Here is a 19,941-nt window from a genome sequence, read left to right as displayed (position 1 = left end):
CGGGCGATCCCCCCGGGATATTTCCGGCCACATGAAGCCGGAAGGCGGGTGCCCATGCTGATCCAGGATCATGACAGGGCCGGCGGCTACTGGGGCGCGGTTTACGCCTTCACCGCCGTGAAAGGCCTTCAGGTTGTGATTGACGGGCCGGTCGGGTGCGAAAACCTGCCCGTCACGAGCGTGCTCCACTACACCGACGCGCTTCCCCCACATGAGCTTCCGATCGTGACCACCGGTCTCGGCGAGGAAGAACTGGGGCGCGACGGGACCGAAGGTGCGATGAAACGGGCGTGGAGCACGCTCGACCCCGCGCTGCCCGCCGTGGTGGTGACGGGCTCGATCGCCGAGATGATCGGCGGCGGCGTGACGCCCCAGGGCACGAACATCCAGCGCTTCCTGCCGCGCACCATCGACGAGGACCAGTGGGAGGCCGCCGACCGGGCGATGACCTGGATCTTCACCGAGTTCGGGATGACGAAGGGCCGGATGCCCCCCGAGAAGAAGCGCGACGAGGGCGCCGCGCCCCGCGTGAACATCCTCGGGCCGATGTACGGCACCTTCAACATGCCCTCGGATCTGGCCGAGATCCGCCGCCTTGTCGAAGGCATCGGGGCGGAGGTGAACATGGTGATGCCGATGGGCGCCCATGTGGCCGAGATGCGGGGCCTCGTGAACGCCGACGCCAATATCGTGATGTATCGCGAATTCGGCCGCGGGCTGGCCGAAGTTCTGGGCAAGCCCTATCTGCAGGCGCCGGTGGGCGTGAATTCGACGACGAAGTTCCTGCGCATGCTGGGCGGGATCCTCGGGCTCGATCCCGAGCCGTTCATCGAACGCGAAAAGCATTCGACGATCAAACCGGTCTGGGATCTCTGGCGGTCGGTCACGCAGGATTTCTTCGCCACCGCGAGCTTCGGGATCGTGGCGACCGAAACCTATGCGCGCGGCGTCAGGCATTTCCTGGAAGAGGATCTGGGCTTTCCCTGCGCCTTCGCGGTGGCCCGTGTCGCGGGCGCGAAGACGAACAATGACGAGGTCAGAAGCCTCATTCACCAGAAGCGGCCCCTCGTGGTGATGGGCTCGATCAACGAAAAGATGTACCTGGCCGAGATGAAGGGCGGGCACGGCCCGTCGCCGGCCTTCGTCCCCGCGGGCTTCCCGGGCGCCGCGATCCGGCGCGCCACCGGCACGCCCTTCATGGGCTATGCCGGCGCGACCTACCTTTTGCAGGAGATCTGCAACGGGCTGTTCGACGCGCTGTTTCATATCCTGCCGCTCGGCGCCGACCTCGATGCCGCCGACGCGACGCCGACGACGCTGCGCCGCGATTTTCCCTGGGATGCCGATGCCCAGGCCGCGCTCGACCGGATCGTGGCGAGCCATCCCATTCTCACCCGTATCTCTGCCGCCAAATCGCTGCGCGACGCCGCCGAGCGGCGGGCGCTGGCCGACGGCGCGGAACGGGTGGTGCGTGAAACCGTGGAGGCCCTGGCCGACATGGACCTTGGAGGAGAGACGACATGACGGATCAGACGAACAACATCGCCGGGCCGGTTCGGGCGCACAAACCGCCGCGGACCGAGTTCTACGTCTATTTCGCCATCATCTTCCTGGCGACCCTGCCGCTGGCGTGCCTGACCTGGGCGCTGCACGCGGTGCGGTCGGGCAGCCTGACCGACAAGGGGCCGATGGCCCGTGCCTGGAGCCAGGCGCGGATCATCACGCCGATGATCTTCACCGCCCCGTGACAGCGGGCGCCGGTATCGAATTCCGCGGCTGCCGCAAGGCAGCCCGGATGCGGGGCGGGTCACCTACCGTCCTACCTGGCCGCGGGGTGCGCGGCGTCAGTCTGACGATCCGGAGGAGAGTTAATGGCTGATAGAACCGACCTGTCTTTCACAGGTCTTACAGACGAGCAGGCGCAAGAGCTGCACGCGGTCTACATGTCCGGTCTGCAGTTGTTCGTGATTGTCGCCATCGTGGCGCACATCGCGACGTATATCTGGCGTCCGTGGTTCTCGTGAGGAGCTGAAGATGGCTAAATTCTACAAGATATGGCTGGTCTTCGACCCGCGCCGCGTTTTCGTGGCGCAGGGCGTTTTCCTCTTCCTGCTCGCTGCGATGATTCATCTGGTTGTGCTGTCCAACGGCATCAACTGGTTCGAAATCGCGGCGTCGCACGGCGGCGGCTAAGGCTCCGCTCGACAAGATCGCTGCGGGCGGGTGCCGCCCGCCCGCGGCTAACGCGACAACGACGGCCGGGGTCCTGCCCATCTGCCGCCTGAAACGGAGTAAGAAGTATGGCTTTGCTCAGCTTCGAACGAAAATATCGCGTGCCAGGGGGTACGCTCGTCGGCGGCGATCTGTTCGACTTCTGGGTCGGACCCTTCTACGTCGGTTTCTTCGGTGTCACGACGATCTTCTTTGCAGGTCTCGGCACCCTACTGATCTTCTACTCGGCCACGCTTCAGGGCACCTGGAACCCCTGGCTGATCTCGGTGAACCCGCCGCCCCTGAGCTTTGGCCTGGGGCCGGCGCCGCTTGAAATGGGCGGGCTCTGGCAGGTGATCACCATATGCGCGCTGGGGGCCTTCATATCCTGGGCGCTGAGAGAGGTGGAAATCTGCCGCAAGCTCGGGATCGGGCTGCACATCCCCTTCGCCTTCAGCGTCGCGATCTTCGCGTATTTCACGCTGCAGGTGATCCGGCCCGTCCTGATGGGGGCCTGGGGCCATGCCTTCCCCTACGGGATCTGGAGCCACCTCGATTGGGTAAGCTACACCGGTTATCTCTATGGCAACTTCCACTACAACCCGGCCCATATGGTCGCGATCACGTTCTTCTTCACCACGTGTCTCGCGCTGGCCTTGCACGGCTCGCTGATCCTCAGCGCCGTGAACCCCGAGAAGGGCAAGGAAATCCGGTCGGCGGAACATGAAGACACGTTCTTCCGCGATTTCATCGGCTACTCGATCGGCCCCCTCGGGATCCATCGTCTGGGCCTGTTCCTGGCGCTCAATGCCGGGTTCTGGAGCGCGGTCTGCATCGTGATTTCCGGCACCGTCTGGTTCGACCAGTGGGTTGTCTGGTGGGACTGGTATGTGCAGCTGCCCTGGTGGGTCGATATTCCGGGAGGCGTAAATGGCTAAGTGGTTCGAGACCGAATACCAGAACATCTTCACGCAGGTTCAGGTTCAGGGTCCGCCCGAAATGGGCATGGTCGAGGATGCGTTGCTCGGCGACCGGTCGAAGGGCACGGGGTTTTCCCAGCTCTTCGGATGGGTGGGCAACGCGCAGCTCGGGCCCTTCTACCTTGGTCCCTGGGGTGTACTCAGCCTGATGAGCGGCATGACCTGGTTCCTGATGGTGGGCTTCTGGTTCTGGGGGCAGGCGGGGTACAACCCGGCGGTCTTCATGCGGGATCTGTTCTATCTCTCGCTTGATCCGCCATCGCCCGATTACGGGCTGGGCTTTGCGCCGCTCTGGGACGGGGGCTATTACCTGATCGCCTCGTTCTTCCTTCTGATCGCGGTGATGAGCTGGCTGATCCGCTCTTGGGTTCTCGCCAACCAGCTCGGGATGGGCAAGCATGTCTGCTATGCCTTTGCGAGTGCGGTCTGGCTGTTCCTCGTGCTCGGCCTGATCCGGCCGATCCTGATGGGAAGCTGGTCTGAGGCGGTGCCCTACGGGATCTTCACCCATCTCGACTGGACCAACCTGTTCTCGCTGACCTACGGCAACCTGTTCTACAACCCGTTCCACGCGCTTTCGATCGCGTTCCTCTACGGCTCGGCGCTTCTGTTCGCCATGCACGGGGCGACGATCCTGGCCGTCAGCCGCTTCGGCGGGGACCGGGAGCTTGAGCAGATCGTCGATCGCGGGACGGCCTCGGAACGCGCCGGCCTGTTCTGGCGCTGGACGATGGGCTTCAACGCCACGATGGAAGGCATCCACCGCTGGGCATGGTGGTTCGCGGTGCTGACGACGCTGACAGGCGGGATTGGCATTCTGATCACCGGCACGGTTGTCGATGACTGGTTCACCTGGGCACAGGATCACGGCTACGGCGCGGCGGCGAACTATGCCCCGGCGGCGACGCCCGAAGACTTCCTGCCCTACCTGCCGCCTGAATGAGGAGCGAGATCCATGGCTGACAACGAGCATTGGTATCTTGAAGACGAGCCCAAGCCCAATCTTCACGGCTGGATCTTCCGGCAGATGACGATGGGGGCGGCCTATGCGGCGATTGCCTGCATGCTGGTTCTCTTCGTCGTCCTCGTGATCCGGTCCATCGCGTTCATCCTGCCAGAGGATCCGTTCGCGGCGATCGAGATCGGGACACGCGCGCTCAGCGCGCTTGCCTAGGGGCCGGCGGTGCCCTTCACCGCCTCCCCCAACAAGGTCGGGCGCTTAGCCGCGCCTGGCATTCGGGGTCTCCACACCCCGGTTCCCTTCCTGTTGGCTACAGGAGACTAGGCGCCGTCAGAGCGTGCTCTGACGGCGTCTTTTTCGCCCTGCGGAGGATAGCGCCATGACCCGTCCGAACACCCCCACACTCGACCGCGTCGCAGGGCCGGAAGACCTGCGCGGGATGAGCGATGCCGATCTCGGGCAGGTGGCGCGCGAACTTCGGGAAGAGGTGATCTCGGCCGTCTCTGAAACCGGCGGGCACCTCGGCTCGTCGCTTGGCGTCGTGGAACTGAGCGTGGCGATCCACGCGGTGTTCAACACGCCGCATGACAAGCTGATCTGGGATGTCGGCCACCAGTGCTACCCCCACAAGGTGCTGACGGGGCGGCGCAGCCGCATCCGGACGCTGCGGCAGAAAGACGGGCTTTCGGGTTTCACCAAGCGTTCGGAAAGTGATTACGATCCGTTCGGCGCGGCGCATTCCTCCACCTCGATCAGCGCGGCGCTCGGCTTCACCATCGGGCGCGATATGGGCCGGTCGACGGGCGATGCGATCGCGGTGATCGGTGACGGCTCGATCAGTGCGGGCATGGCCTACGAGGCGATGAACAACGCGGGCTCGGAAGGCCGGCGGCTTTTCGTCATCCTGAACGACAACGAGATGTCGATCGCCCCGCCGGTGGGCGCGATGTCGAAATATCTTTCGGGGCTGTACGCAAGCCCCGGCGCGGCGGCTTTCGAGGCGATGGCAGAGGGCTTCGAAGCCGCGCTGCCCGGCCCGTTCCGGGACGGGGCGCGCCGGGCACGCCAGCTTGTGACCGGGATCGCCGGATCGGGCACGCTGTTCGAGGAGCTGGGCTTCAGCTATGTCGGCCCCGTCGACGGGCATGACATGAGCCAGCTTCTTCCCGTTCTGCGCGCCGCACGGGCGCGGGCGACGGGGCCCGTGCTGATCCATTGCTGCACTGTGAAGGGCAAGGGCTATGTCCCCGCCGAAACCAGCGCCGACAAGTATCACGGTGTCGCGAAGTTCGACGTGGTCTCGGGCGAACAGAAGAAATCGAAGGGCAACGCGCCGTCCTATACCAAGGTGTTCGGCGAGGCGCTGACCCGCGAGGCGGCGGAAGACAGCCGGATCGTCGCGGTGACGGCGGCGATGCCGTCGGGCACCGGCATCAACATCATGGCCGATCGCTTTCCGGCCCGCGTCTTCGACGTTGGCATCGCCGAACAGCACGGCGTGACCTTCGCCGCCGGGATGGCGGCCACCGGGCTGAAACCCTTCTGCGCGATCTATTCCACCTTTCTGCAGCGCGGCTATGACCAGGTGGTGCATGACGTGGCGCTTCAGAACCTGCCCGTGCGCTTCGCAATCGACCGTGCCGGCCTCGTGGGTGCCGACGGGGCCACCCATGCGGGCGCCTTCGACATCGGCTATCTCGCGAACCTGCCGAATTTCGTCGTGATGGCGGCGGGCGACGAGGCGCAGCTCGTGCACATGGTCGCCACCGCGGCGGAGTATGACGATGGCCCCATCGCCTTCCGGTATCCGCGCGGCGAGGGTATGGGCGTCGACATGCCCGAACACGGCGTGGCGCTTGAGATCGGCAAGGGCCGCATCCTGAGCGAGGGCACCGGCGTGGCGCTTCTGTCCTACGGCGCGCATCTTGCCGAATGCCTCACGGCGGCGGAGCATCTGGCGATGATGGGGATCTCGGCTACCGTGGCCGATGCCCGTTTCGCCAAGCCGCTCGATACCGACATGATCGGGATGCTCGCGCGCCAGCACGAGGCGATCGTCACGGTGGAAACCGGTGCGACCGGGGGCTTCGGCGCCCTTGTCCTGCATTATCTGGCGAACCGGGGCGCGCTCGACCGTGGCCTCAAGATCCGCACCATGACGTTGCCCGACCGGTTCATCGACCAGGCCAGCCCGGCCGACATGTATGCCGCCGCCGGGCTGACGGCCGACGACATCGCGCGCACCGCGGTCGAGGCGCTGGGGGTGGTGAGCCTTCCGGTGGGAAGCGCGCGGGCCTGAGCGAGGCCCGCCAAGCCGGTGTCCGCGCCTCAGGCGCGGACGAGGCGCCCGAAGATCCTGTCCTGATACTGTTCCAGGTAGATCCGAAGCCAGGGGGTGAATTCTTCCGGCCGCCGCTGCACCTCGGCCGTCAGGTCGTAAAGATCGATCCAGCGATAGGCCATCACCTCTTCGGGGTTGGGGATGACCGGCAGGCTTGGCCCGGCTTCGGCGATGAAGATATCGACCACCTCGTGTTCGGTCAGCCCGCCGCCCACATCGGCGCGGTATTCCACCCGGTCGCGATGCGAGGGGTAAAGCCCGGTGATCCCCAGTTCCTCCCTCAGCCGCCGGATCGCGCAATCCGCCGCCGGTTCGTCCCAGTCGGGATGGGTGCAGCAGGTGTTCGCCCAAAGCCCGGGCGTGTGATACTTCACCAGCGCGCGCTGCTGGATCAGCACCGCGTTCTCGCGCATCACGAAGACCGAAACGGCCTTGTGTTTGAGGCCCCTCTGGTGAACCTCGAGCTTGTCGACGGGCTTCAGCCGGCCATCGACCCAGGCGGGAATCGTGTTCGTCATACGTAGGCTTCCGGTACCAGTCGTGTCAGGTGCGCCAGGTTCTTCAGGCCGATCCTCAGATGCGCCATGGGGCGGGCGCGGACCAGCTTCTTGTTCATATAGGCCTCGAAGGTGAGCCTCTGCACGTCGACATCATGACACAGGGAGACGAAGCGCTCGCGCCGTTCGTCGGATTTGTAATAGGCGTCCTGCATGGCGCGGAGCACCTTGAAGACGGTCTTGTGCTCTTTCATGAAGGCCTTGCGCGCCAGCGCCAGGTCGCGCGGCTGGCCCGAAAGCAGCGTGGCATGGGCGGCTTCGGCGGCCACCCGGCCCCCCATCATCGCGTAATAGATGCCTTCGCCCGAAGACGGGGCGACGACGCCCGCCGCATCGCCCGCAAGCACCACGTCCTTGCCGTTGTCCCACTTGTCGAGGGGTTTGAGCGGGATCGGCGCGCCCTCGCGGCGGATCGTTTCGCAGCCGTCGAGGCCCGAGGCCACGCGGAGCTCCGCCGTCGCGCGCTTCAGGTCGACGCCGTGGATGCCCGAACCCATCCCGACCGAGGCGCTTTCCCCGTGCGGGAAGACCCAGCCGTAGAAATCGGGGCTGATCGCGCCGTCATAGACGACATCGCAGCGCTCGGGATCGTACTGGCCGATCTTGCCCGGCGCGCGGATGATCTCGTGATAGGCGATGACGTAGGGGATCGTATCGCCCCCCGGAACCTCCTGCCGCGCGACGTCGGACCGGGCGCCATCCGCGCCGATCACGACCTTGCCGCTCAGCCGCATCTCGTTGCCCGATACCTTGTCGCGATAGACGACATGGGTGCCCGCCCCGTCGCGTTCGATCCGCTTGAAGGTGCCGGTGTTGCGATGCGCCCCGGCCTTCGTGGCGCGCACCCGCAGGAATTCGTCGAAATGCTCGCGGTCGACCATGCCGACGAATCCGTTCTCGATCGGAATATCGACGTGGCGCTGGGACGGGGAGATCATGCGGGCCGTGCTGATCTTCGCCACCAGCTGATCGTCCGGGATGTCGAAATCGGCGATCAGGCGTGGCGGGATCGCGCCGCCGCAGGGTTTGATCCGGCCGTCGCGGTCGAGGAAGGCCACGCTGTGCCCGGCGCGCGCCAGATCTTCTGCGGCTGTGGCGCCGGCCGGGCCGCCGCCCACGACGATTGCATCATAGATCATCATCATTCTCCAGGAACGAGGGCGCCGGGATCGGGCGCGCGGGAGGGCTCTGCGATCCGCAAGGCGAGGATCGCGGCGACAAGGAAGATCACGCCTTCGGTGGCGAAGACGGTGCAATAGGCCAGCGCATCAGAGGCCACGAGGGCGCGCATGATATCGGCGGCCGCCGTGCCCAGGAACGCGCCCAGCCCGAAGGCGATGGCCTGCGCCGCGCCGAAAAGGCCCATGCGCACGCCTTCGCGCGCCTCGTCGCCTTCGCGGGCAAGGCCCATCATCGCGCCGATCGCGGCGACGGCGAAGATCCCGTTGGCGAATCCGAGGGTGAAGATATTGGGGTGAATGGGCCAGGTCGCCGGGTTCTGCCCGCCGATGGCCATGGCGACAAGCGCGCCGCCCGACAGAAGGCAGCCCCCGAAGATCCAGGCCCGGATCGGCACCGCGACCCAGCGGGCCAGAACGGTGCCGGAGGCGAGAACCACGATCATGCCCAGAAGCGCTCCGGCGTGGTGCATGCCGCCAAGTGCGGTGCTTTCGCCCACGGTCATGCCGAAGACATGGCCCGCGAAGGGTTCGAGGATCAGATCCTGCAGGTTGTAGGCCAGCATCGAGGCGAAGACGAAGATCGTGAAGGCCCGCACGCGCGGATCCGCCCAAAGCTCGCGCGCCACGTCGCCGAAGGCGATGTTGCGCCGGGGCGCGGCGCGGGCCGGCGTGCGCTCTTGCCCCCAGACGCCGATCAGGCTGAGCGCGACGGCCACCGCGCAGATCCCGCTTGCGACCGCCAGAAGGCGCCCGGGCGAATAGGGATCGAGAAGCTGGCCCGCCGTGATGCCGGTCGTGGCCAGGCCGAAGATCATCATGATCCACACTGCGCTTCCCGCCGCCGCCTGCCGCTCCGGCGCGACGCGCGCGGCGAGAAGGGCCAGAAGGTTTGTGCCTGCCGCCCCGATGCCAAGGCCGATCAGAAGGAAGGCGGGGATCGCCGCGGCGATGCCGAGCACGGCGGAGCTGCCCATGATCCAGACGGCCCCGGCGGCGGCAATCGCGCCTGCGGCGAGCGTCAAGACCCCGCCCACGATCCAGGGCGCGCGCCGCCCGCCCTGCTGATCGGCGCCGTGGCCGAAGCGCGGGCGCAGGAACTGCGTGCCATAGTAGAGCGAGACGAGAAGCCCCGGCAGGATCGCAGGCATCGCAAGCTCGACGACCATCACCCGGTTCATCGTCGCCGTGGTCAGGACGACGATGGAGCCAAGCGCCATCTGCACGAGGCCGAGCCGCAGGATGTTGGGCCAGGACAGCGTCACGGCATCCCCGCCCCGCCGCGCAGCGCGAAGGCCGCGATCATCATGCCCGAGACGTAAAGCGACACGCCGGTTGCGTTGTACCAGGGCGCGCGGGCCTTCGGATCGCGCATCAGAACCCGCATCGCGGCGATCTGTGCGAGAAGCACCGCCGTGATCGCCAGCGCATGCCACGGTTGGCCCCAGACCAGAAGAAGCGAGATCACGATGGCCTGCGGCAGGGCCATGACGACACAGGCGATCCGCGCCGCCACATCGGGGCCGACGACGACGGGGAGGGAGCGCACGCCGGTCGCCCTGTCGCCCTCCAGCGCCTTGAAATCGTTGAGTGTCATGATCCCGTGCGCGCCGATCCCGTGAAGCACGGCGACGGCGACCACCGGAAAGGCGGGCGCGCCGGTCGACAGAACGGCGGCCCCGGTGAACCAGGGCAGGGTTTCATAGGACAGGCCCACGACCCCCGGCCCCCACCAGCCCGACCGCTTCAGGCGCACGGGTTCCGCCGAATAGGCCCAGGCCGCCAGCACGCCGACGACGGTGGCGCCGAAACCCCAGGGCCCAAGCTGCCAGCCGATCAGAAGGGCGACGCCCGACATGAAGAGCGCGACGTACAACCCCCAGCGCCCGGGCACCCGGCCCGAGGGGATCGGGCGGCCCGGCTCGTTGATCGCGTCCACGTGCCGGTCGCACCAGTCGTTCGCCGCCTGGCTCATCCCGCAGACTACGGGGCCCGCGAGGATCACGCCCAGAAGCACCAGACCCCAGCTTTCCAGGGGGTTCGCGCCGGAAGAGACGACGCCGCACAGATAGGCCCACATCGGCGGAAACCAGGTGATCGGCTTGATCAGCTCCAGCAGCGCGCGGGGCGCGGGCAGGCGTCGAGACTGTATCTCTTCCATTACACTCATACTGTCAGGCTAGATTGACAATCTGAGTCTTGCAACAGAAAGCAGCGCCCCGGGGCGGGGCAAAACGCCTCAACTCACCCGGTGCAGAATGCGGGGTGGATCAGCCCTTGGGATCCTTGCTGAGAAGGCCGTATTTGCGCAGCTTCACGTAAAGGCTTTGCCGCGACAGGCCCAGCATCTCGGCCGCCGCAACCCGGTTGTTGCGGGTCAGTTCCACGGCCGTCTCGATGCACATCTTTTCCACAACGTCGGTGGTGTCGGATACGATGTCTTTCAGCGTGGCCGAGCCCACAAGCTCCATCACGCTGCGCATGCCCTCGTCGGAAACGCCGATCCCCGGGCGCCGCAGCGCATCCACCCGGCTTGCATCGCGGATCACGAAGACAAGCGCGGGGTTCGCCCGGTCGTTCAGGTAGGTCGCCGAAATCTCGACAGAGGTTTCGCCGCCGAATTCGGACACGACCTTGGTGGCATAGACGCTCATCTGCCCCGCGCGCGTGGCGTTGTCGATCAGCACCTTGCTGTCCACCGTCCCGCGCGACAGGAAATCGGCCAGCGACCGGCCGCGGGCCAGCGTCACATGGGCGATATCGGCCAGGTTCAGGAACGCCTCGTTCGCCGAGGTGATCACGCCGTCACGGTCGGTGAAGACGATCGCGTCGATCCCTTCCTGGTACAGACCGTTCAGGTTCTCGGTCAGCACATCGGATGCGGGTTCGGCATCTTCGGCGCTTTCGAGCCGGCACAGAAGATAGCGTTCGCCAGCGGCGCGGAAGATCTTGGGCGTGATCATCAGGCGCTTGCGCGACCGGCGGGCCACGGCCTCGATCGGCTTCGACATTTCGGAAATCGCCGAGGATTTCAGGGAGTCCAGAAGCTCGCCCTTGCGGCGTGATTCGAATTCCTGCCCGAAGACCGCATTCGTCAGGTCGCCTGCGGGCGCGCCCAGAAGCGATGCGGCGGCGGCGTTGATATCCGTCACCCGGCCGCTGTCGGCGGCGACGAACACGGCGGCGTCGCGCACGCTGTCCATCAGCACGCGGAAGCGCGTGTCGTATTCCCGCTGCGCCTCGTAATCGCGTTCCAGCGCCATCTGCGCCGAGACAAGCTGTTCCTGCATCTCGGCAATGGGCCGAAGATCACGCCCGAGCATCAGAAGCGCCCCGTCGGGGCCGATCTGGTGCAGGGTGTAGCGCACGGGGAATTCCCAGTCGCCGCGATCAGTATGGTTCAGTTCCATCGCCCGCGCCGGCATGTCGCCGCTCGCGAAATCGCGCAGCTGCGCTTCGAGCTTCGGCACGCTTTCGCGGGTCAGGAAATCGCGGATGTTCCGGCCTTCCCAGTGATCGAGATCGCCGAAGCCGGAATGGGTGGGATTGATCAGGACGCTGAGGATCTGGCCGACATCCGACACCACGATCGCAAGATCGGCGGCTGTCGAAATGATATCGCCCAGAACATCCGGCCCGATCAGGGGGATCGATCCGCTTGACCAGTATCTGGTGCCCCGCGTGCTCACAGCCTTGCCTCCGCGCGCCATCGGTGCATCGTCATCATCGACTACTCCATCTTCGCGCGCTCGGTGGCGCCGTTGGGAGAAATCGTCAGACCGCATCTTCTCAGTGCCTCGTTAAGATCACTTGCCGCATGGTCGGCCCCGGCAAGCTTAGCAATGTCTTTTCCACCGGCTCCAAGGGCGCCCCCAACCACTGTCGGTATCGCAACAGGAAGTGCGTTCTTTGATTTTTCAATGAGAACACGAAGCTGCGCAAGCCTTTCAGCCGAAGAAATCGAGAGGAAGATAGCGTCGTACTGTCCCGAGGCAACAGTTCGGACAACCATGCGATTTGCCTCGCCCATGACAAGGCGCACCGACAGGCCGCGCTGGCGCAGCTGCGCCGTCAGCACGACGGCGCCAAGCGTGTGATGTTCGCCTTCCGGCACGACGACGAGAACGGCGTGACCCGGGCCGTCGGATGCCGATTTGCGTGGCCCCGCCGACAGCGCGCGCACCGCGTGCTGAAGCCGGGCCGATCCGATCGAGACTTGCGCGAAGCCAAGCCGGTCTTCACACCAGTCGTCACCCAGACGGCGCGCGACCTCGGGGATATAGAAACCGAGAACCTCCTCCGCCGGGCATCCGGAATGCAGGATATCGGCGACCGCTGCCTCGACCGGCCCGTTGCCACCTTTCAGAACGGCATCGGACAGGCGGGCAAGAAGCCGCTCGGACAGGGGCGCACGCGTCCGTTCGCGCCGTTCGGCAAGAACGGCGACGGCGCGGGACGCAAGGGTATCGACCGGTGAAGCCACCGGCACTTCGGATCTGCGCCCTGGTCTGTCTGGGCCGTCTGTCATGACTGAGTGTCCTTCATCGGCCGCATGCGCCACGCCAAGACTCGGACGGTGGCACGCGAGATCAATGTCGCGTCTGCGGCCCTAAATGTCAAAGCGAATTGACATGGTTCCTTTCTGCAACCGCCCGAAAGAGGGGCGATGCCGGGCGAACATTCTTAACTAAAAGGAAAATTTCCGGTTTCTCGACATGCCTGCGGGGCCCTGGCCAGGGGGACCGAGGTGCTGACATTGAGTGTAAGTTATAATTGACACTTTTGCCCGTAGGGGTCTAGTCTTCGCTTGGCTACAGCCAACGGGGAGATCATGTATGGACAGATCGGGCGCATCTGAAATGCGGCGTGCTCGGCTCTATACGGAGGACGAGCGCGCGCGCCGTGACGCCACGGTCTGGACGCTCGTACAAGGCATTCTGGCACCCCTCCAGTTCGCCGTGTTCCTGGTCTCTCTCGTGCTTGTTCTGCGCTATGTCTGGACGGGTCACGGCTATGCCGAGGCTACGGTTTCGATCGTCGTGAAAACCCTCCTTCTCTACACCATCATGATCACCGGTTCGATCTGGGAAAAGGTGGTATTCGGGCGCTGGCTTTTCGCCCCCGCCTTCTTCTGGGAGGACGTGTTCAGCTTCGTCGTCATCGCGCTTCACACCGCATATCTTTGGGCACTTTCAACGGGTTCGGCGGGGCCGGATGGCCAGATGGCGATCGCGCTGGCGGCCTATGCGGCTTATGTCGTGAACGCCGGCCAGTTCCTGTGGAAGCTGCGGATGGCCCGGCTTGAAACGGGGGCCGCGACGTGAACGATCTTCGCCCGCCCCCCGCCAATCCGGGCTGCCGCGAGGCGCCGATCCTGAAGGAGCGCGGGCAGCGCGAAGTGTTCTGCGGGCTGACCGGAATCATCTGGCTTCACCGCAAGATGCAGGACGCGTTTTTCCTTGTCGTCGGGTCGCGCACCTGCGCCCATCTTCTGCAGTCCGCGGCGGGGGTGATGATCTTCGCCGAACCGCGCTTCGCGACGGCGATTCTCGAAGAATCGGATCTGGCCGGTCTGGCCGACGCGCAGGACGAACTGGACCGTGAAGTCGACAGGTTACTGTCACGCCGGCCTGACATCCGGCAATTGTTCCTCGTTGGCTCGTGCCCGTCGGAGGTGATCAAGCTCGATCTCAAGCGTGCGGCGGAGCGTCTCACGCAGAAACACGCGCCGAACGTGCGGGTGCTCAACTATTCCGGGTCCGGGATCGAAACCACTTTCACGGAAGGCGAGGATGCCTGCCTTGCTTCCATGGTTCCAGAACTCGAGGCAACTGAGGAACGCAACCTCGTTCTCGTCGGCGCGCTGCCTGACGTTGTCGAAGACCAGGCCCTCGGGCTTCTGGAGGCGATGGGCGTCGGCCCCGTCAGTGTCCTTCCGTCCCGGCGGAGCGAAGCCGCCCCGAAGATCGGGCCCAACACCGTCTTCGCACTGTTGCAGCCCTTCCTCGGCGAAACCCACGCCGCGCTCACCCGGCGCGGCGCGCGCCACATTGCGGCCCCGTTCCCGTTCGGCGACGAAGGCACGACGGCCTGGCTTGGGGCCATTGCCGCCGAATTCGGCGTCGCCGAAGACAGCTTCGCCGCCGCGACAAAGGCACCGCGCGCCCGCGCGCGGAAGGCCATCGCGGCACATGCGGAAACGCTGCGCCACAAGCGCATCTTCTTCTTCCCCGACAGCCAGCTTGAGATTCCGCTCGCCCGGTTCCTGACCCGCGAATGCGGCATGGAGGCGGTCGAGATCGGCGCGCCCTTCATCCACAAGGGCATCGTCGGCGACGACCTTGACCTGATCGCCCCGGGCCCCGTGATTTCCGAAGGCCAGGACGTCGACCTGCAGCTTGACCGCGCCCGCGCCGAACGCGCCGACCTTACGGTCTGCGGCCTCGGCCTCGCCAACCCGCTGGAGGCCGAAGGGCTCGCCACGAAATGGGCGATCGAACTCGTCTTCACGCCGGTGCACTTCTACGAACAGGCGGGCGATCTCGCCGGGCTCTTCTCGCGCCCGCTACGTCGCCGCGCCCTTCTTCAGGTGGAGGCCGGGGCATGAAGCTTTCGGTCTGGACATATGAAGGCCCGCCCCATGTGGGCGCGATGCGCGTCGCCACGGGCATGAAGGGCCTGCACTACGTTCTGCACGCCCCCCAGGGCGACACCTATGCCGATCTTCTCTTCACGATGATCGAGCGGCGGAACCACCGCCCGCCTGTCAGCTACACCACCTTCCAGGCCCGCGATCTGGGGGCCGACACCGCCGATCTCTTCAAGCAGACCTGCCTTGACGCCCATGACCGCTTCAAGCCGGAGGCGATCATCGTCGGCGCCTCCTGCACCGCCGAACTCATTCAGGATGATCCCGGCGGGCTGGCCGAGGCGATGGGGCTTTCGATCCCCGTCATTCCGCTCGAACTGCCCAGCTACCAGCGGAAAGAGAATTTCGGGGCCGACGAAACCTTCTTCCAGATCGTGCGCCACCTGACGGCGCCGCGCGACAGAACCCGCGCGATCACCGCGAACATCCTCGGGCCCACCGCGCTCGGCTTCCGCCACCGCGACGATATCGAGGAAATCACGGGGCTTCTGCACGAGCTTGGGGTCGGCGTGAACGTCGTGGCCCCGATGGGCGCGCGGCCCTCCGATATCGCCCGGCTTCCAGAGGCGCATTTCAACGTGCTGCTCTATCCCGAAACCGGCGAAAGCGCGGCGCGCTACCTCGAACGCGCGTTCGATCAGCCCTACACCAAGACCGTTCCCATCGGCGTCGGCGCGACGCGCGATTTCATCGCGGAAGTGCGCGGGATCACGGGGGCGACCGGGCAGGTCGACGACAGCCGCCTGCGCCTGCCCTGGTATTCGGCCTCGGTCGATTCCACCTACCTCACCGGCAAGCGCGTCTTCCTTTTCGGCGACGCAACCCATGTGAAGGCCGCCGCGCGGATCGCCCGCGACGAGATGGGGTTCGAGGTTGCCGGCCTCGGCTGTTTCAACCGCGAATACGCCCGCGACATCCGCGCGCTCGCGAAGGAGCATGGCGTCGAGCCGCTGATCACCGACGATTACCTCGAGGTCGAGGCCCGGATTGCCGAGCTTCAGCCCGAGATGATCCTGGGTACCCAGATGGAGCGTCACATCGGCAAGCGCCTGGGCATCCCCTGCGCCGTGATTTCCGCCCCCGTCCACGTTCAGGATTTCCCCGCCCGTTATTCCCCGCAGGCCGGGTTCGAAGGCGCCAACGTCATCTTCGACACATGGGTGCACCCGCTGGTCATGGGGCTGGAAGAACACCTTCTGCACATGTTCCGCGACGATTTCGAGTTTCACGACGATGCGGGCGCCAGCCATCACGGCCATGCCGCCCGGCGGCCCGAACCCGAGGTGGCCGCGTCCGCGCCCACCGAAATCCGCATTCAGGATGTGCTCTGGGCCGATGCGGCGGAGCGCGAGTTGAAGAAGATCCCCTTCTTCGTCCGTGGCAAGGCGCGGCGGAACACCGAGATCTATGCCGCCGAACGCGGTGTCAGCGAAATCGGTGTCGAAACGCTTTACGAGGCGAAGGCCCATTATGCGCGATGAGGTGATGCATAAGCCTTACCGCGTGGTGATCGTCACGCTGGACGCGCATGCGGCAGGCCCCGCGCGCCGGGTGACCGAACGCCTGTCGGGCGAGTTTCCGGGCCTCTCCGTCACCGTGCACGCGGCAGCGGAATGGGCGGAGAACCCCGCCGCGCTCGATCTTGCCCGCGATGCGGTGGCCCGGGCCGATATCATCATCGCGAACCTTCTTTTCATCGAGGAACACATCACCGCGATCCGCGACGCGCTCGAAGCGCGGCGGGAGGGCTGCGACGCGATGGTGGGCGTGATCGCCGACCCGGCGATCGTGCGGCTCACGAAGATGGGCGACCTCGACATGACGAAGCCCGCCTCGGGGGCGATGGCGCTTCTGAAGAAGCTTCGCGGCACGTCGAAGCCGTCCGCCTCGTCGGGCGAAAGGCAGATGCGGCTTCTCAGGCGCCTGCCGAAGATCCTGAAATACATCCCCGGCAAGGCGCAGGACATGCGCGCCTGGTTCCTGGTGATGCAGTACTGGCTGGGCGGATCGGACGACAACGTGGAGCGGATGATCCGCTTCCTCGTCTCGCGCTATGCAAGCCGGGCCGACTGGACGGGCGGGGCATCCGAGCTTCCGATCGATTACCCCGAGGTCGGGCTTTACCACCCCGATCTGCCGGACCGGATCACCACGAACGCCAGCGACCTGCCGATGCCCGAAGTGGTGCGCGGCACCTTGGGGCTTCTGATGCTGCGGTCCTACATCCTCGCTTCCGACACGGCGCATTACGATGCGGTGATCCGGGCGTTCGAGGCGCGGGGGCTGCGCTGTATCCCGGCCTTTGCCGGCGGGCTCGACGGGCGGCCCGCGATCGAGACCTATTTCGGCGGGATCGACACGCTTGTCTCGCTCACCGGGTTCTCGCTGATCGGCGGGCCCGCCTATAACGACAGCGAGGCGGCGGTCGGGGTGCTGAAGGGGCTCGACGTGCCCTATGTCGCGGCCCATCCCCTTGAATTCCAGACGCTCGGCCAGTGGGCGGCCTCCCATGGCGGGCTCGGCCCGGTGGAGACGACGATGCTGATCGCCCTGCCGGAAATCGACGGGGCGACGAACCCGACGGTCTTCGCCGGACGTCACGGGCCCGAGGGGTGCCACGGCTGCGCGACGCCCTGCCTCGCCACCACCGTGGACAAGGTCATGGCGCCCTGCCCCGAACGGATCGGGGTGCTTGCCGAGAAGGTTCAACGCCTCGCAACGCTTCGCCAGTCCGAGCCCCATGAACGGCGGCTCGGCATCGTTCTTTACGGCTTCCCGCCGAATGCGGGCGCGGTGGGCACGGCGGCCTATCTGTCGGTGTTCGAAAGCCTGCACGCCACGCTTCAGGCCCTGAAGGCCGATGGCTATGACTGCGAGCCGCCCGAGACTGTCGAGGCGCTACGCGAGGCGATCCTGAAGGGCAATGCGGCGCAGTACGGGCAGGACGCCAACGTCTACGCCATGGTCAGCGCCGACGAGATCGTCGCGAAAACCCCCTGGCTCGACGAGATCGAGGCGGCCTGGGGCCCCGCGCCGGGCCGCGCGCAATCGGACGGGGCGCGCGTTTTCGTCCTGGGCCGGTCCTTCGGCAATGTCTTCGTCGGCATCCAGCCCGCCTTCGGCTACGAGGGCGATCCGATGCGCCTTCTCTTCGAACGCGGCTTCGCCCCCACACACGCCTTCACCACCTTCTACCGCTGGCTGCGCGAGGAGTTCCGGGCCGATTGCCTTCTGCATTTCGGGATGCACGGGGCGCTTGAATTCATGCCCGGCAAGCAGGCGGGGCTGAGCGGGATCGACTGGCCCGACCGGCTGATCGGCGCGTTGCCGAACATCTATCTCTATGCCGCGAACAACCCGTCGGAGGCGACGCTGGCCAAGCGGCGCTCGAACGCGGTCTGCGTGACGCACCTGACGCCGCCGCTTGCCACGGCGGGGCTCTACAAGGGGCTTCAGGAACTGAAAGACAGCGTGACGCGCTGGCGCGGGCTTGACGGCGACCATCCCGACCGGGCCGAGCTTCGGGCGCTCATCGCCGATCAGGCGGCGGCGGTCGATCTTGACGGGTCGGATCCCGATCGCCTGTGGCTGTCGCTTCTCGAAACCGAAGACGCGCTCATTCCCGACGGGCTGCACATCCTTGGCCAATCGTTCCAGGGCGAAACGCTCGAGGCGCATTTCTCCGCCATGCCGGAGATGGAGCCTGAGGCCCGCGCCGCGCTTGCCGAGGCGCTCCGGCAGAACGACGAAATCCGCGCGCTTCTTCGGGCGCTTGCGGGCCATTACGTGCCGCCGGTGCCGGGGGGCGACCTGATCCGCTCGCCCGAGATCCTGCCCACGGGCCGCAACATCCACGCCTTCGATCCGTTCCGCATGCCCACGGCTTTCGCCATGGCCGATGGCGCGAAACAGGCGCAGCTTCTGCTCGACACCCATGACAGCCTGCCGCGCACGGTGGCGCTGGTGCTCTGGGGGTCGGACAACATCAAATCCGATGGCGGGCCGATCGCCCAGGCGCTGGCGCTGATGGGCGCGGTGCCGCGTTTCGACAGCTACGGCCGCCTTGCGGGCGCCGATCTGGTGCCGCTCGAGGATCTGGGCCGGCCCCGGATCGACGTGGTGATGACGCTCTCGGGCATCTTCCGCGATCTCCTGCCCTTGCAGACCCGGATGCTGGCAGAAGCCGCCTGGAAGGCGGCGACGGCGGACGAGCCGATCGAGATGAACTTCGTCCGTGCCCATGCGCTCGCCCATGCCGACGCGATGGGCGTCGATATGGAAACCGCCGCCTTGCGCGTCTTCTCGAATGCGGAAGGCGCCTACGGCTCGAACGTCAACATGCTGGTCGACAGTTCGGGCTTCGGCGACGAGGACGAGCTGGCCGATGCCTACGAGGCGCGAAAATCCTTCGCCTACGGGCGGACGGGCAAATCCGAGGCCAATGCCGCGCTGCTTCAGCAGACGCTGAAGGATGTGGACGTGGCCTACCAGAACCTCGAATCGGTGGAACTGGGCGTCACCACGGTCGATCATTATTTCGACACGCTGGGCGGCATCGCCCGCGCGGTGAAGCGCGCCAAGGGGGCCGAGGCCGCCGTCTATATCGGCGACCAGACGCGCGGCGCGGGCAAGGTGCGCACGCTGAGGGCGCAGATCGCGCTTGAAACCCGGGCGCGGAGCCTCAATCCGAAATTCTTCGAAGGCCTTCTTAAGCACGGCCACGAGGGCGTGCGCCAGATCGAGGCGCACCTGACGAACACCGTCGGCTGGTCGGCGACCACGGGCGAGGTGGAGCCCTGGGTCTATCAGCGCCTGTCGGAGACCTTCGTCCTTGATCCGGAGATGCGCGAGCGGTTGGCCGCGCTCAATCCGGCCGCGAGCGTGCGGATGGCGAACCGGCTTCTGGAAGCCTCCGACCGCGACTACTGGCAGCCCGACGCAGAGACGCTGGCGGCGCTTCAGGACGCGGCCGATGCGCTCGAGGACCGGATGGAAGGGATCGCGGCGGAATGAACTTGCTGCGTCATATCGATGGTTTCGCCGCCTGCGGCGGCGATCCGCTGG

At 66.0% G+C, this 19,941-nt stretch carries 18 protein-coding genes; 12 read left to right on the top strand and 6 right to left on the bottom strand.

The annotated features are described in order from the left end of the window. The first annotated feature begins 54 nt into the window (after positions 1-54). The 8 genes from bchZ (at position 55) to dxs (ending at position 6,451) form a co-directional block, all read left to right on the top strand. Positions 55-1,524, top strand: coding sequence for a chlorophyllide a reductase subunit Z (gene bchZ, locus RXV90_RS14110; protein ID WP_316649433.1), 1,470 nt, complete (start codon positions 55-57; stop codon positions 1,522-1,524). Next, entirely contained in the window at positions 1,521-1,748 is a 228-nt protein-coding gene (pufQ, locus tag RXV90_RS14105) for a cytochrome PufQ (protein WP_316649432.1), read from the top strand. The genes bchZ and pufQ overlap by 4 nt, the downstream gene beginning before the upstream one ends. Positions 1,749-1,871: 123 nt before the next feature. Next, positions 1,872-2,024, top strand: a complete 153-nt coding sequence (gene pufB / locus RXV90_RS14100) for a light-harvesting antenna LH1, beta subunit (protein ID WP_316649431.1) — start codon at positions 1,872-1,874, stop codon at positions 2,022-2,024. A gap of 10 nt (positions 2,025-2,034) precedes the next feature. Beyond that, positions 2,035-2,193, top strand: a complete 159-nt coding sequence (gene pufA / locus RXV90_RS14095) for a light-harvesting antenna LH1, alpha subunit (RefSeq protein WP_316649430.1) — start codon at positions 2,035-2,037, stop codon at positions 2,191-2,193. A gap of 107 nt (positions 2,194-2,300) precedes the next feature. Continuing rightward, positions 2,301-3,149, top strand: coding sequence for a photosynthetic reaction center subunit L (pufL, locus tag RXV90_RS14090; protein WP_316649429.1), 849 nt, complete (start codon positions 2,301-2,303; stop codon positions 3,147-3,149). Then, positions 3,142-4,134 (top strand): photosynthetic reaction center subunit M, encoded by a 993-nt coding sequence (gene pufM / locus RXV90_RS14085; RefSeq protein WP_316649428.1) that lies wholly within the window; start codon positions 3,142-3,144, stop codon positions 4,132-4,134. Before pufL ends, pufM begins: the two co-directional genes overlap by 8 nt. Before the next feature lie 12 nt (positions 4,135-4,146). After that, complete coding sequence (gene pufX, locus RXV90_RS14080; protein WP_316649427.1) at positions 4,147-4,365, top strand: RC-LH1 core complex protein PufX; 219 nt, start codon at positions 4,147-4,149, stop codon at positions 4,363-4,365. Positions 4,366-4,531: 166 nt separating this feature from the next. Continuing rightward, entirely contained in the window at positions 4,532-6,451 is a 1,920-nt protein-coding gene (dxs, locus tag RXV90_RS14075) for a 1-deoxy-D-xylulose-5-phosphate synthase (RefSeq protein ID WP_316649426.1), read from the top strand. Positions 6,452-6,480: 29 nt separating this feature from the next. On the opposite strand, the gene idi is transcribed toward dxs, so the two are convergent. The 6 genes from idi to RXV90_RS14045 form a co-directional block, all read right to left on the bottom strand. Then, positions 6,481-7,011, bottom strand: a complete 531-nt coding sequence (idi, locus tag RXV90_RS14070; RefSeq protein ID WP_316649425.1) for an isopentenyl-diphosphate delta-isomerase — start codon at positions 7,009-7,011, stop codon at positions 6,481-6,483. After that, positions 7,008-8,189: a geranylgeranyl diphosphate reductase gene (locus RXV90_RS14065; RefSeq protein ID WP_316649424.1), complete on the bottom strand. Its 1,182-nt coding sequence runs from the start codon at positions 8,187-8,189 to the stop codon at positions 7,008-7,010. The genes idi and RXV90_RS14065 overlap by 4 nt, the downstream gene beginning before the upstream one ends. Positions 8,190-8,191: 2 nt before the next feature. Continuing rightward, entirely contained in the window at positions 8,192-9,493 is a 1,302-nt protein-coding gene (locus RXV90_RS14060) for a BCD family MFS transporter (protein WP_316649423.1), read from the bottom strand. Then, complete coding sequence (gene chlG / locus RXV90_RS14055) at positions 9,490-10,398, bottom strand: chlorophyll synthase ChlG (protein ID WP_316649421.1); 909 nt, start codon at positions 10,396-10,398, stop codon at positions 9,490-9,492. Before chlG ends, RXV90_RS14060 begins: the two co-directional genes overlap by 4 nt. A 100-nt stretch (positions 10,399-10,498) precedes the next feature. Further along, the gene (gene ppsR / locus RXV90_RS14050; protein WP_316649419.1) at positions 10,499-11,917 is read right to left on the bottom strand and encodes a transcriptional regulator PpsR; all 1,419 of its coding nucleotides are present in this window, start codon (positions 11,915-11,917) and stop codon (positions 10,499-10,501) included. 41 nt (positions 11,918-11,958) lie between these two features. After that, on the bottom strand, positions 11,959-12,756 hold the full coding sequence (locus RXV90_RS14045) for a cobalamin B12-binding domain-containing protein (RefSeq protein ID WP_316649418.1): 798 nt from the start codon (positions 12,754-12,756) through the stop codon (positions 11,959-11,961). 307 nt (positions 12,757-13,063) lie between these two features. Here RXV90_RS14045 and bchF point away from each other — a divergent pair, with 307 nt between their 5' ends. The 4 genes from bchF to RXV90_RS14025 are packed head-to-tail and all read left to right on the top strand — an operon-like array spanning position 13,064 to position 19,890. Further along, the gene (gene bchF / locus RXV90_RS14040) at positions 13,064-13,552 is read left to right on the top strand and encodes a 2-vinyl bacteriochlorophyllide hydratase (protein ID WP_316649417.1); all 489 of its coding nucleotides are present in this window, start codon (positions 13,064-13,066) and stop codon (positions 13,550-13,552) included. Further along, positions 13,549-14,835, top strand: a complete 1,287-nt coding sequence (locus RXV90_RS14035) for a ferredoxin:protochlorophyllide reductase (ATP-dependent) subunit N (RefSeq protein ID WP_316649416.1) — start codon at positions 13,549-13,551, stop codon at positions 14,833-14,835. The genes bchF and RXV90_RS14035 overlap by 4 nt, the downstream gene beginning before the upstream one ends. Further along, a complete protein-coding gene (bchB, locus tag RXV90_RS14030) occupies positions 14,832-16,358 on the top strand; it encodes a ferredoxin:protochlorophyllide reductase (ATP-dependent) subunit B (RefSeq protein WP_316649415.1) in 1,527 nt (508 codons plus the stop codon). Before RXV90_RS14035 ends, bchB begins: the two co-directional genes overlap by 4 nt. Beyond that, positions 16,348-19,890 carry a magnesium chelatase subunit H gene (locus RXV90_RS14025; RefSeq protein ID WP_316649413.1) on the top strand — a complete coding sequence of 1,181 codons (3,543 nt, stop codon included), beginning with the start codon at positions 16,348-16,350 and terminating at the stop codon, positions 19,888-19,890. The genes bchB and RXV90_RS14025 overlap by 11 nt, the downstream gene beginning before the upstream one ends. The last annotated feature ends 51 nt before the right edge of the window (positions 19,891-19,941 follow it).

The organism is Ovoidimarina sediminis, from assembly GCF_032586175.1.
Lineage (GTDB): Bacteria > Pseudomonadota > Alphaproteobacteria > Rhodobacterales > Rhodobacteraceae > Ovoidimarina > Ovoidimarina sediminis.
The sequence above is the reverse complement of the archived record's forward strand: the minus strand, read 5'-3'. Positions and strand labels throughout refer to the sequence as shown.

What these genes read in the sequence shown, in the direction of transcription:
- bchZ (WP_316649433.1), top strand. Translation starts at nt 55, where the DNA reads ATGCTGATCCAGGATCATGACAGGGCCGGCGGCTACTGGGGCGCGGTT.
- pufQ (WP_316649432.1), top strand. Translation starts at nt 1,521, where the DNA reads ATGACGGATCAGACGAACAACATCGCCGGGCCGGTTCGGGCGCACAAA.
- pufB (WP_316649431.1), top strand. Translation starts at nt 1,872, where the DNA reads ATGGCTGATAGAACCGACCTGTCTTTCACAGGTCTTACAGACGAGCAG.
- pufA (WP_316649430.1), top strand. Translation starts at nt 2,035, where the DNA reads ATGGCTAAATTCTACAAGATATGGCTGGTCTTCGACCCGCGCCGCGTT.
- pufL (WP_316649429.1), top strand. Translation starts at nt 2,301, where the DNA reads ATGGCTTTGCTCAGCTTCGAACGAAAATATCGCGTGCCAGGGGGTACG.
- pufM (WP_316649428.1), top strand. Translation starts at nt 3,142, where the DNA reads ATGGCTAAGTGGTTCGAGACCGAATACCAGAACATCTTCACGCAGGTT.
- pufX (WP_316649427.1), top strand. Translation starts at nt 4,147, where the DNA reads ATGGCTGACAACGAGCATTGGTATCTTGAAGACGAGCCCAAGCCCAAT.
- dxs (WP_316649426.1), top strand. Translation starts at nt 4,532, where the DNA reads ATGACCCGTCCGAACACCCCCACACTCGACCGCGTCGCAGGGCCGGAA.
- idi (WP_316649425.1), bottom strand. Translation starts at nt 7,011, where the DNA reads ATGACGAACACGATTCCCGCCTGGGTCGATGGCCGGCTGAAGCCCGTC.
- RXV90_RS14065 (WP_316649424.1), bottom strand. Translation starts at nt 8,189, where the DNA reads ATGATCTATGATGCAATCGTCGTGGGCGGCGGCCCGGCCGGCGCCACA.
- chlG (WP_316649421.1), bottom strand. Translation starts at nt 10,398, where the DNA reads ATGAGTGTAATGGAAGAGATACAGTCTCGACGCCTGCCCGCGCCCCGC.
- RXV90_RS14045 (WP_316649418.1), bottom strand. Translation starts at nt 12,756, where the DNA reads ATGACAGACGGCCCAGACAGACCAGGGCGCAGATCCGAAGTGCCGGTG.
- bchF (WP_316649417.1), top strand. Translation starts at nt 13,064, where the DNA reads ATGGACAGATCGGGCGCATCTGAAATGCGGCGTGCTCGGCTCTATACG.
- bchB (WP_316649415.1), top strand. Translation starts at nt 14,832, where the DNA reads ATGAAGCTTTCGGTCTGGACATATGAAGGCCCGCCCCATGTGGGCGCG.
- RXV90_RS14025 (WP_316649413.1), top strand. Translation starts at nt 16,348, where the DNA reads ATGCGCGATGAGGTGATGCATAAGCCTTACCGCGTGGTGATCGTCACG.